Genomic DNA, 13,350 nt, shown 5'->3' with positions numbered 1-13,350 from the left:
GGGAGCGGGCTTGCTCGCGAAGGGGCCCGTGCAGACACTAGAGAATTAAAGCCCCTCCAGCTCCGCCATCAGATCATTCAACCGATCCACCTTCTCCTCGGTAATGTCACTCGCCGCCAGCCCATCAATGTACTCGGCCAACTCCTCCACCGTGCTGCACTCGAACATCGCTCGCAGCGGCACATCTCGTTGCAAGGATTTCTGCACCCGCGAAGCGATCTGCGTGGCCAGCAACGAATGCCCGCCCAGTTCGAAGAAGTTGTCGCGCACACCGACCTGCTCGACCTTCAACACCTCGGCCCAAATGTCCGCCAGCGTCTGCTCCAGTTCATTGCGCGGCGCCAGATAATCCTGACTCTGCAGTTGACCGATCTCCAGCGCCGGCAAGGCTTTGCGATCAAGTTTGCCGTTGGCATTCAGCGGCAGTTGATCGAGCCACAACCAGTGCAGCGGCACCATGTATTCCGGCAATTCGGCGCGCAGGCGCTGTTTGATCCGCTCAAGGCGTTCGCTCGAATTCAACGCAGAATCAGCAGCAACGAGATAACCGACCAAATGCTTGCCGTTGACGCCCTCCTGCACACCGACCGCGCCATCGCGCACTTCCGGCTGTTCATGCAGACGCGCTTCGATCTCACCCAGCTCAATCCGGTAACCACGAATTTTCACCTGATGGTCGACGCGGCCAACGTACTCCAACACACCATCGCTACGCCGCCGCGCCAGGTCTCCGGTGCGATACAGACGTTCGCCCGGCGCACCGAACGGGTTCGGCACAAACACCGGCGCAGTACGCAGCGGATCGCTGACATAGCCGCGACCGACGCCCGTGCCCGCCACGCACAACTCACCCACCGCACCCAACGGCACCAGTTCCAGCGCACCATCGAGCAGATACAGCAAGTTGTTGTCGGTCGGCGTGCCGATCGGCAAATAACTGCCGCGCGTCGAAGCCATGTCGACCCGGAAGAACGCCACGTCATCGGAACATTCCGCCGGGCCATACGCGTTGACCAGACCAATCTGCGGATAACGCAGCAACCACTGATGCGCCAGCTCCGGCGGCATCGCCTCACCGGTCGGCAACATCCAGCGCAAGCCATCGAGACTCAGGCGATCCGCGGCGAGCATGCCCTGAATCAGCGACGGCACGCTCTCCAGCACGGTGATGCCTTGCGCTTGCACATGCTTCAGCAGACCTTGCGGATCGTGGGCAATCGTATTCGGCACAATGTCCACTCGCGCGCCGAACAGCGGCGCAGCAAGGAACTGCCAGACCGAAATATCGAAGCTCTGCGAAGCGGTCTGCGCGATCACATCGGCGTCACTCAAATTCAGGTACGGCACCTTGCTCAACTGGTTATTGAGCATGCCGCGCTGTTCGACCATCACGCCTTTCGGCAGGCCGGTGGAGCCCGAGGTGTAGATCACGTAAGCGAGGTTGTCCGGGCCGCTGTAAATGCCAGGATTCGCTGACGATAACGCCAAAGCCTGCACTTCTTCCCAAACCAGAAGCCGTGGACGATTGGCGCAGCTGAATTCATCCAGCAAGGTCTGCGCCTGTTCGCGACACGCCTCGCTGCACACCAGCAGCGGCGTGCGGCTCAGCTCGATGATGCGTTGCAAACGCTGACTCGGCAGACCCGGATCCAGCGGCAGATAACCCGCGCCCGCCTTGAAGCTGCCAATGATCATGCCGAGCAGGTCGAGATTGCGTTCGGCGAGCAACGCCACCGGTTGATCCGTCTGCACACCCGCCGCGACCAGTGCATGGCCGAGACGGTTGGCGTTGTGGTTCAGCTCGGCATAGCTCTGTTGCTGATCAAGGCACGTCGCGGCGATGCGTTGCGGATGCGCGGCAACCTGCGTTTCGAACAGCGCCACATAGCTCTGCTCAAGCGGATAATCGTGGGCACTCTGGTTGCAACCGTGCAGCAGGAAGTCCTGCTCCTCAGCGCCCAGCAGCGGCAGATCAGCCATGTCGCCATGGAAGCCGTCGACCAGCGCCAGCAGCAAACGCTTGAACTCGCCGAGCATGCGCTCGATGGTCGATTCGTCGAAATAACGCTGGTCATACGACAGGTGCAGACCAAGGTCATCGCCCGGGTAGCACACCGCCGTCAACGGGAAGTTAGTGTGGGTTCGTCCGGAGTCCGAGGTCGCGTTCAGGCTCTGCGCGCGATCCAGCACCGAGACTTCCACCGGGGCATTTTCGAAGACGAACAGGCTGTCGAACAGCGGCTGGCCTTTCGGCAATTCGCTTTGTTCCTGAATGTTCACCAGCGGCAGATATTCGTACTCGCGCAGTTGCATGTTGCTGTCGAGCAAAGCGCTGAGCCACTGACGCACGCTGCTGCGTTCATCGTCTGCCGGCATCTGCACCCGCAGCGCGATGCTGTTGATGAACAGACCGACGGTGCGTTGCATCTCCGGCATGTCCACCGGCCGCCCGGCCACGGTGACGCCGAAGAGCACGTCGCGATCACCGCTCATACGACGCAGCACCAAGGCCCACGCTGCTTGGGCGAAGGTGTTGATGGTCAACTGATGCGCCTGCGCCAGTTCACGCAACCGCGCACCGTCCTCGATATTGAGGCGGGTGTAGCGGTCGCCGACGATCATGCCGCCGCTTTCACCGGCATGTTCGCGCAGGAACGGACGGTCGCTCGGGATCGGCGTGGTGCGCTCGAACCCTTGCAGGTTCTGCTGCCACCACTGCCGCGCTTCGGCCAGGCTCTGGCGTTGCAACCAGCCGATGTAATCGCGATAACGCGGCGGCACGGCGAGTTGTGCTTCGCGTCCTTCACCCAGAGCGGTGTAAATCTCGAAGAAGTCGTTCATCAGCAACGAGCGGCACCAGGCATCGATAAGGATGTGGTGGTTGCTCATCATGAACCAGTAACGCGCCGCGCCGACCTTGATCAGGCGCAGATGGAATGGCGCCTGATTGAGCAAATCGAAACCGGCCTCGCGCTCGCTTTTCAGCAAGGCTTGCAGCTTCGGTTCCTGCTCGGTTTCGGCGATTTCGCTCCAGTCCAGATATTCGATTGGCGTGCGACCTGGTGTGTGAATCACTTGCAGCATGTCTTCGCCGACGTTCCAGCAGAACGACGCGCGCAACGCTTCGTGACGGGCGATCACCGCTTGCCACGCCTGGGCGAAACGCTCGGCGTCGAGTTCGCTGTTGATGCGGTAGCGATCCTGCATGTAGTAAAGACCGGTGCCCGGTTCGAGCAAGGTGTGCAGCAACATGCCTTCCTGCATCGGCGTCAACGGATAGACGTCTTCGATGTGCGCGGCGGGCACCGGCAAGGCATCGAGTTGCGCCTGAGTCAGTCTGGCCAGCGGGAAGTCCGACGGCGTCAGGCCACCGGCTTCGTCTTGCAGGCAATGGCCGATCAGGCTTTGCAGCTCACCGAGGTACGCATCGGCCAGATCGTGGATGGTTTGCGCGTCGTAACGCTCGGCGCTGAACGTCCAGCGCAAGAGCAATTCACCGCCATACACCTGACTGTCGACGCTCAATTCATTCGGCAATGGCGCCTGCGGATCGTGGGCAGCGCCAACCGGCTCATCCAGCGGGCGGAACAGCGCATCGCTGGCGAAGCTCTGGTCGAACTGGCCGAGGTAGTTGAAGGTGACCGGCGCATGCGGCAGTGCCTCCATGCTGCGCTGAGTGAAATCATCGGCCAGATAACGCAGCACGCCATAACCCAGACCTTTGTGCGGTATCGCGCGCAGTTGCTCTTTGATTGCCTTGATCGAAGCGCCCTGCCCTGCGGCCTCTTCGATGTTGTGCGGGGTCAGGCGCAGCGGGTAAGCACTGGTGAACCAGCCGACGGTGCGGGTCAGGTCGATTTCGTCGAACAGGGTTTCGCGACCGTGGCCTTCCAGTTGAATCAGCGCCGATGGCTGACCGCTCCAGCGGCACAACACGCGGGCCAGTGCCGTCAGCAGCAGATCGTTGACCTGCGTGCGATAAGCGCTCGGTGCCTGTTGCAGCAGCTGTTTGGTGTGCTCGGCATCGAGGCGCACGCTGACGGTTTGTGCATGACGATTCTGCTGGCCGCCCTGCGGGTTTTCGCAAGGCAGATCGGCGTTCTGACCGGCCAACTGGGTTTGCCACCAGTTGAGTTCTTCGCGCAGGGATTCGCTGCCGGCGTAGGCCTGCAAACGGGCGGTCCAGTCTTTGAAGGCACTGGTTTTTGCTGGCAGTTTCACCGCTTGCTCGGCGTCGAGTTGGCGGTACACGGTTTGCAAATCGTCGAGCAACACGCGCCACGACACGCCATCGACCACCAAGTGATGGATGGCGATAAACAGCCGTTGCTGAGCTTCCGGGCCATCGACCAATACCGCACGCAGCAGCGGGCCTTGCGCAAGGTCGAGGCTGCGCTGGGCATCGGCGAACAGCGCTTCACACTTGTCCATCGACGGCACGCGCACTTGCCACAACACCGCCGCATCCGACACCGGTTGGTGCGTCGCTTGCCACTGGCCGTTGGACTCGGTGAAGCGCAGACGCAGGGCATCATGCTGCTCGATCACCGCCAGCAGCGCTTGCTCCAGACGATGCGGTTGCAGCGCCACGGTTGGCTCCAGCAACAGCGCCTGATTCCAGTGCTGACGCTCAGGGATTTCCGTGTCGAAGAACCAATGCTGAATCGGCGTCAGACGCGATTCACCGGTCACCAAGCCTTGCTCCGCTGTCACTTGTTCGCTGCGGCTGGCTACTGCGGCGAGGGTCTGCACAGTCTGATGCTGGAACAGATCACGCGGGCTGAAATGAATGCCTTGCTGACGCGCGCGGCTGACCACTTGAATCGACAGAATCGAGTCGCCACCGAGTTCGAAGAAATTGTCGTTGAGGCCGACCTGTTCGACATTGAGCACTGCGCACCAGATCTGCGCCAGGGTCTGTTCCAATTCGTTGCTCGGCGCCACGTAATCCTGGCGATTGAGCTCCGGATCCGGCGCCGGCAAAGCACGACGATCGAGTTTGCCGTTGGCGGTCAGCGGCATGCTCGCCAGCAGAATCAGGTGCGTCGGCACCATGTAATCCGGCAGTTGTGTCTTGAGGTGCGACTTAAGGGCTTCGCGCAGTTCAGCCTGTCTGGCTTCGCTTTGCTCGGCGACTTCAGTCACCAGATAGCCCACCAGTTGTTTGCCGCTTGGCGCATCAAGGGCGAGCACCACGGCTTCGCGGATCGAAGCGTGATCAAGCAGACCGTTTTCGATTTCGCCCAGCTCGATGCGGAAACCACGAATTTTTACCTGATGGTCGATCCGCCCAAGGTATTCAACCAAGCCATCGCCACGCTGGCGCACCAGGTCGCCGGTGCGGTACATGCGTCCGCCGTCAGCGGCAAACGGATCCGCGACAAAACGCTCAGCAGTGATGCCCGGACGATCGTGATACGCCTGCGCCAGACCCGCGCCGCCGACGAACAATTCACCGGTCGCGCCCTGTGGCACCAGCGCCAGATCGGCGTCAAGAATGTACGCAACACGCGCGCCAATCACGCTGCCGATCGGCACACTGCCCGCACCCTCTTCCAGCACCTCCGGCGCCAGACTGGCCAGCGGCATGACCACGGTTTCCGTCGGGCCGTAAGCGTTGAAAAACATCGCCGGTTTGAACGCTGCACGAATGCGTTGCAGGTGCTCTCCGGTCAGCGCTTCACCGCCGGTGATGATCATCCGCACCGGCAGGATCTCGTTTTGCGTCGAAAGGAACTGCGCCAACTGGCTGCCGTAGCTCGGGGTGAAACCGAGCACGTTGATTTTATGCGTGCGGATCAAACCGCAGATTTCTTCCGCGTCCCACTGACCTTGCGCACGCAACACCACTTGCGCGCCGCTGAGCAGCGGCACCAACAAACGCTCAGTCGCCGCATCGAAGTTGATCGAATAGAAGTGCAGTTCGCAGTCGTCCGGGCGCATGCCAAACCGCTCGATCACGGCCTGACAGTGCATGGCGATTTCGCCGTGGGAAACCACCACGCCTTTCGGCTTACCGGTCGAACCCGAGGTGTAAATCAGGTAGGCCTGATGCTGCGGCAGGCTGATAAACGGCAGTTCACTGGCCGGGTAATCGGCGAGCGCCGCGCTGTCGTCTTCCAGGCACCAACGCGCCACGCTCGACGGTAGCTCGCCGAGGGCGTTAAACATCGCGCGATCACTGAGCAGCAGCCCAATGCGGCTGTCTTCAATCATGTAATGCAGACGGTCGAGCGGATATTCCGGATCCAGCGGCACATACGCACCGCCCGCCTTGAGAATTGCCAGCAGGCCGATGACCATTTCCAGCGAACGCTCCAGTGCCAGACCGACCCGCACTTGCGGGCCGACGCCACGCTCGCGCAGGGCCCAGGCCAGACGATTGGCACGCGCGTCGAGTTCGGCATAGCTCAAGGTCTGCCCGGCGAAGGTCAGCGCCGCTGCGTCTTTGCGCGCAAGTGCCTGCTCAGCGAACAGGTGATGAATACACTGGTCGAGACGATGCTCGCCCGGCTCGATGCCGAGGCTGTCGAGCAGTTGCTGTTGCTCAGGCTGATCTAGCAATGGCAATTCGCTGAGACGCTGTTGCGGATCGGCGATCAACGCTTCGAGCAAGTTGCGCCAATGTCTGGCCATGCGTGCGATGGTCGGTTCGTCGAACAAATCGGTGCTGTACGTCAGGCAGCAACCGAGGCGATGGTCGAGGTCGGTGACTTCCAGATTGAGGTCGAACTTGGTCGCCCGCGCATCGTTGGCCAGATATTCGACAGTCATGCCAGCGAGCATGCGGCTCTGCTGGAATTCCCAGCGCTGCACGTTACACATCACCTGGAACAGCGGGTTGTACGCAGCACTGCGTGGCGGCTGCAAGGCTTCAACCAGATGATCGAACGGCAAGTCCTGGTGCGATTGCCCTTCGATCACCGTGTGGCGCACCTGCTCGAACAATTCGCCGACCGACATCATGCCGTCGAGCTGGCAGCGCAGCACTTGAGTGTTGAGAAACGCACCGATCAGCCCTTCACTTTCCGGACGAATACGGTTGGCCACCGGCGCGCCGATGCGCAGATCGGTCTGGCCGCTGTAGCGGTAAAGCAGCGTGGCGAGCGCGGCGGTCATGGTCATGAACAGGGTCAGACCGTTTTGCGCGTTGAACGCACGAACCCGCGTAGCGAGGTCGTCGCTGAGGTCAAAACGGAACAGCTCGCCCTGGTGGCTTTGCACCGGCGGACGCGGGCGGTCGCCGGGCAATTCCAGCAGCGGATGTTCGCGACCAAGTTGCGCCGTCCAGTAATCGAGTTGGCGCTGTCGCTCACCGGATTCCAGCCAGTTGCGCTGCCAGCCGCTGTAGTCGAGGTACTGCACCGGCAGCGGCTCCAGCGGCGAATCGCGGTCGTCGACAAACGCTTCGTACAGTGCGCTGAGTTCGCGGGCGAAGATGTCCATCGCCCAGCCTTCGGTGACGATGTGATGCAGGGTCAGCACGAAGTAGTGCTCGTGCTCGGCGGTCTTCACCAGACAGGCGCGCAGCAGCGGGCCAGTTTCCAGATCGAACGGCAGATGCGCTTCTTCATCGGCGAATTGCTGAACCTGTTGCTCGCGCTGATCGGCGGCAATTTTCGAGAAATCCTTCCAGCCCATGCGCACGCCGGTCTCGGCATGCACCTGTTGACGGGCGATGCCATCGACGCTCGGGAACGTCGTGCGCAGGGTTTCGTGGCGCAGGATCAGCGCTTGCAACGCAGCCTCGAAACGCTCGACGTGCAACACGCCACGCAGGCGCGCCATGCCGCCGACGTTGTACGCCGGGCTGTCCGGTTCCATCTGCCAGAGGAACCACATGCGCTGTTGCGAGTACGACAGCGGCACTGGTTTGCTGCGGTCGACTTTGGCGATTGGCGGCTGTTTGTTGGTGCGGCCGCTGACTTGAATCAAGCGAATCTGTTCGGCGAAATCACCGAGTTCGCTGTGCTCGAACAACGCGCGCAGCGGCAGCTCGACGTCGCAGGCCTGACGGGTGCGCGAGATGATTTGCGTGGCCAGCAGCGAGTGGCCGCCGAGGGCGAAAAAGTCATCGCGCAGGCCGACCTGGCTTAGACCGAGCACTTCGCGCCAGATCGCGGCGATTTTTTGTTCCAGTTCGGTCACCGGTTCGACGTGTTCACGCACTTGCCATTGCGGCTCGGGCAAGGCACGGCGGTCGAGTTTGCCGCTGGGGCTGAGCGGCATTGCGTCGAGGCGCATCAGTTGCGCCGGCACCATGTATTCCGGCAGTTCGGCGGCGAGTGCGGTTTTCAGACGAGCGATTTGTTCGTCGTGATGTTCACTGGCATCGGTCGCGGTGAAGTAGCCGATCAGTTGCGCGCCGGCAGCGGTTTCGCGCACCAGCACCACGGCTTGGGCGACGCCGTCCTGAGCGAGTAACCGCGCTTCGATTTCTTCCGGTTCGACACGGAAACCACGCAGTTTGACCTGCTGATCGAGGCGACCGAGGTATTCGATCACCCCGTCAGACGTCCAGCGCGCGCGGTCGCCGGTGCGGTACAAACGGGCGCCCTGCTCGCCCAATGGATCAACGACAAAACGCTCGGCAGTCAACGAAGGACGACCGAGGTAACCGCGAGCCAGACCAATGCCGCTGATGCACAACTCACCCGGCACACCGGCCGGTACGGGATTGAGATCAGCGTCGAGCACGCGGCAAATCACGTTGCCCAGCGGCCGGCCAATCGGCGAACGCTCGCCATCGGCGGTGGTGCAATGCCAGTGCGTGACGTTGATCGCGGTTTCAGTTGGGCCGTAACGGTTGTGCAATTGCACCGCCGGCAGTTGCGCCAACACGCGATTGCGCAGTTCAGCGGGCAGCGCTTCACCACCGGAAAAAACGCGGCGCAGGCTGGTGCATTCGGCGCTCAGCGGTTCGTCGATGAACAGTGAAAGCAATGGCGGTACGAAGTGCAGCGTGGTCACGCCATGTTCTTGCACCAATTGCGCGATGCGATGCGGATCGCGGTGTTCACCGGCGCCGGCAAGCAGCAAGCGCGCGCCAGTGATCAGCGGCCAGAAGCATTCCCACACCGAGACGTCGAAACTGATCGGCGCCTTTTGCATCAGCACATCGGTTTCATTCAACGCGTAAGCGCTTTGCATCCATTGCAGACGTTCGGCCAGTGCCGCATGCGTATTGCCGACGCCTTTCGGCTGGCCGGTGGAGCCCGAGGTGTAGATCACGTAGGCGAGGTTGTCGCCGTGCAAGTGCAGACCCGGTGCCTGGCTCGGCCAGTTTTCCAGGTGCAGGGCGTCCATGGCGATCACGCTGACGCCATCGCTGGCCGGTAAACGGCCGAGCAGTTCGGTCTGGGTCAGGAGCAATTCGACGCCGCTGTCGCTGAGCATGTAAGCCAGGCGATCAGCCGGGTATTCCGGATCCAGCGGCACGTAAGCGCCGCCGGCCTTGATGATCGCCAACAGGCCGATCAACAGTTGTGGCGAACGCTCGGCGGCGATGGCCACGCAAACGTCCGGGCCGACGCCTTTGTCGCGCAGATAGTGCGCGAGGCGGTTGGCTTGCGTGTGCAGTTCGGCGAAGTCGACGCTACCGCCCTCCCACACCAGCGCAGTGCGTTCCGGGGTCTGGCGTGCCTGTTCGTTGAGCAGTTCGGGCAGCCATTGTTGTGCCGGAACGCACGGTGCGACGCTCCATTTTTTCTGCTGATCGCGCTCGCCGACGGTGAGCAATTGCAGATCGCCGATGGCTTGCTCTGGACGTTCACAGACGGCGCGCAGCAGGTTGCTGAAATGCTCGGCCAGTCGCGCGATAGTCGCGGCGTCGAACAGTTCGTTGGCGTAGTCGAAGGACAACGTCAGGCGACCATTACGGTCTTCTTCGCTGTGCAATTGCAGGTCGAACTTGGCTTCGCGGCTGTGCCACGGCAACTCTTCGGCGAGCAAACCCGGCAGGCGTTTGAGCGCACTGAGGTCGCGCTGCTGGTGGTTGAACATGATCTGGAACAGACCTTGTTCGCGGGCCTGCGGGAAAGCTTCGAGCAGTTGTTCGAACGGCAGATCCTGATTCGCCTGCGCGCCGAGTGTGGCTTGGCGGGTTTGCGCCAGCAGCTCAACGAATGGCAGGCGCGAATCGATCTCGGCGCGCAGCACTTGGGTGTTGATGAAGAAGCCGATCAGGCCTTGAGTTTCCAGGCGCGGACGGTTGGCGTTGGGCACGCCGATGCGAATATCACGCTGACCGCTGTAGCGATGCAGCAAACTCTGGAACGCCGAGAGCAACAGCATGAACGGTGTCGATTGATGCGCTAGCGCCGTGTTGCGAATCGCCTCGCTGAGGCTGACGTCCAGACGCATGGTGTGACGTGCAGCGCTGTGTTTGTGTTGCGCCGAGCGCGGATGATCGGTGGCCAGCTCCAGCACTGGATGCTCGTCGCCCAACTGCGCTTTCCAGTAAGCCAGTTGCCGCTCGCCCTCTCCTTGCCCCAGCCATTGGCGCTGCCAGTTGCCGTAGTCAGCGTATTGGGTTGGCAGCGGCGCGAGGTTGGCCGTTGCGCCTTGCGAGGCAGCGGCGTACAGGCGCGAGAACTCGTCGATCAACACGTTCAGCGACCAACCGTCAGCGATGATGTGGTGCATCGTCACCAGCAATTGGTGATCTTCATCGTCGAGACGGATCAACGTCACCCACAGCAGCGGGCCTTTCTCCAGATCGAACTGAGTGCGGGCTTCGTCGTCGCGGATCTGCTGCGCGTGGGCTTCGCGTTCATCGGCTGGCAGGTCGCTGATGTCGATCAATTGCAGGTTGAAATCGGCAGCGGCATCGACTTGTTGCAGAGCAACGCCGTCACGTTCGAAGAAACGCGTGCGCAGGGGTTCGTGGCGCTCGATCAATTGCTGGAAGCTGGCGCGCAGTGCGTCTTCATCGAGTTCGCCACGCAAGCGCAGGCCGCCGGGAATGTTGTAGGCGCTGCTGTGCGGGTCGAGTTGCCAGGTGATCCACAAGCGGTTTTGCGCCAGCGATTGCGGCATCGGCTCGGAACGTGACAGCGCGGTGATCTCACCTTGCGCGCTGCCGCCGTCCTGTTGTTGCTGGGCGACTGCGGCGGCAAACGCGGAGAGGGTTGGCGCTTCGAACAGCAGGCGAAGGCTCAGCTCCAGACTGAGTGCTTCGCGAACACGGGCGATCACTTGCGTGGCGGCGATCGAGTTACCGCCAAGCAGGAAGAAGTGATCGTCGGCGTTGACCTGTTTGACGTTGAGTTGCTCAGCCCAGATTTTGCCGATCAGCGTTTCAAGTTCGGAGGCGCTGGCTATCGATTCTTGAGTTTCAGCGGTGCTCGACGGGAACACCGCGTAGCTGTCGAGGCTGCCATCGGCCAGACGATTGCGGCACGCCGAGCGCTGCAATTTACCGCTGGAGGTTTTCGGCAATGCGCCGGGATTGAGCAATACGACCACGCTCGGTGCTTCTTGATACGCCTCGGCCACGGCTTGGCGGATGGCTTTGATCAACGCTTCCGGCGGCAGGATTTTCTGCACGCTGCGGCTGATTTCTGCAGCGATGCCAATACCCTCTTCGCCATTCTGATTGATCGCGAATGCAGCGACGCGGCCCTTGCGCACAACTTCCACTTCGCGCTCGACGGTTTGCTCGATGTCCTGCGGATAGAGGTTGTGGCCGCGCACGATGAGCATGTCTTTCAGGCGACCGGTGATGAACAGTTCGCCGTTGCGGATAAAACCCAGGTCGCCAGTGCGCAGCCAGGTGCGGCCAGCGTGCAGTACGAAGGTTTTGGCGCTGGCTTCGGGGTTGCGCCAGTAACCGAGGGCGATGCTCGGGCCGGTCGCCCAGACTTCGCCGACGGCATTGTCGGCGAGTTCTACGAGCGTATTGGGCTCAACGATCAGCACCGCGTGCTCAGGCTGGCTGATACCGCAACTCATGATCGGGGAACCAGCGCCCGGCTCGGCACGATTTTGCGCCAGCGCTTGATCGTCCACGCGCAGTGCAGGAATGCCGGTGCCGCGTGGGGTGCCGGCGACGAACAGCGTGGCCTCGGCCAGACCGTACGAGGCCATGAAACTGTCATCGCTGAAACCGCTCGCGGCGAACTTGTCGGCGAAGCGTTCAAGGGTGTCGAGGCGGATCGGTTCAGAGCCGGAATAAGCCACGCGCCAGCGGCTCAGGTCGAGACGCTCCAGCGCCGATTCGCTGACCCGTTCGCTGCACAAGCGATAGGCAAAATCCGGCCCGCCGCTGATGGTGCCGCCGTATTGGCTGATCGCTTCGAGCCAGCGCAATGGCCGACCGAGGAAGTACGCCGGCGACATCAGAATGCACGGCACGCCGCTAAAGATCGGTTGCAGCAGACCGCCGATCAACCCCATGTCGTGATACAGCGGCAGCCAACTGACGATCACATCATCCGGGTTCACATCAATGCCGAAACCGTGGCGGATTAACAGTTCGTTGGCCACCAGATTGCCGTGGCTGACCTGCACGCCTTTGGGCAGCGCAGTCGAGCCGGAGGTGTACTGCAGAAAGGCGATGTGCTCTGGCGGCAGGTTCGGTTCAAGCCATTTTTCGGCCAGCGCATTGTCGAGTGTGTCGACGCACAACAGCGGCGGCGCGCCTTCGATCTGCTGCAAGGCGTCGCGCAGGTCGGCGCTGGTCAGCAGCAGACGCGGTTCGGCGTCGGCGATGATCGACAGCAAACGTTCCTGATGGTGACGGCGCGCCGATTCAGGCGGATACGCCGGCACTGCGATCACGCCCGCGTACAGGCAACCAAAAAACGCCGCGACGTAATCCGGGCCGCTGGGAAACAACAACACCGCGCGATCACCAAATCCGGCCTCTTCCTGCAATGCGGCAGCAATCGTGCGCGCGCGTTGATCGAGTTCGCGATAGCTGAGCATCACAGCCTGTTCTTCGTTTTCGGCAAGAAAACGCAAGGCCAGTTGATCCGGCGTCAGGGCCGCGCGGCGCTGGAGGGCTTGGACCAGAGTGCTGGGGATGTCGAACGCGTCGGTCATGAGGTTTCCTGCCTGAAGTCGGCTTGCTGAGTGGAATCGGGTTGCTGCGTCACGCCCTCAAGGGCATGCAGGGCGCGGTCTGTGCCGACCGCGCAAGGCTGCGGAATGCTGTCTGGTCGGGGTTCGGTACCCGGAACCATTCACCAATGAGAACGGATGACGTCTTGAAATAATTAGTCGGCAGGCTGGATCGCCAACGGGGCTGGGATGCGGCGGCGTGTCGCAGTTCTCACAACGCACCAATTTGTATCATTAGTTCTCTTTCTCAATTGACAATCATTATCATTCAACATAATTTGTCGCTCG

1 protein-coding gene is annotated in these 13,350 nt (G+C 61.6%); it reads right to left on the bottom strand.

Annotation, left to right across the window (positions count from 1 at the left end; all coding sequences use genetic code 11):
• Positions 1-45 precede the first annotated feature (45 nt).
• Positions 46-13,044: a non-ribosomal peptide synthetase gene (locus tag ACP3TY_RS06455; RefSeq protein ID WP_426619521.1), complete on the bottom strand. Its 12,999-nt coding sequence runs from the start codon at positions 13,042-13,044 to the stop codon at positions 46-48.
• Positions 13,045-13,350: the final 306 nt, after the last annotated feature.

The sequence above is a fragment of the Pseudomonas rustica genome, from assembly GCF_049959085.1.
GTDB classification, from domain to species: Bacteria; Pseudomonadota; Gammaproteobacteria; order Pseudomonadales; family Pseudomonadaceae; genus Aquipseudomonas; species Aquipseudomonas rustica.
The sequence above is the reverse complement of the archived record's forward strand: the minus strand, read 5'-3'. Positions and strand labels throughout refer to the sequence as shown.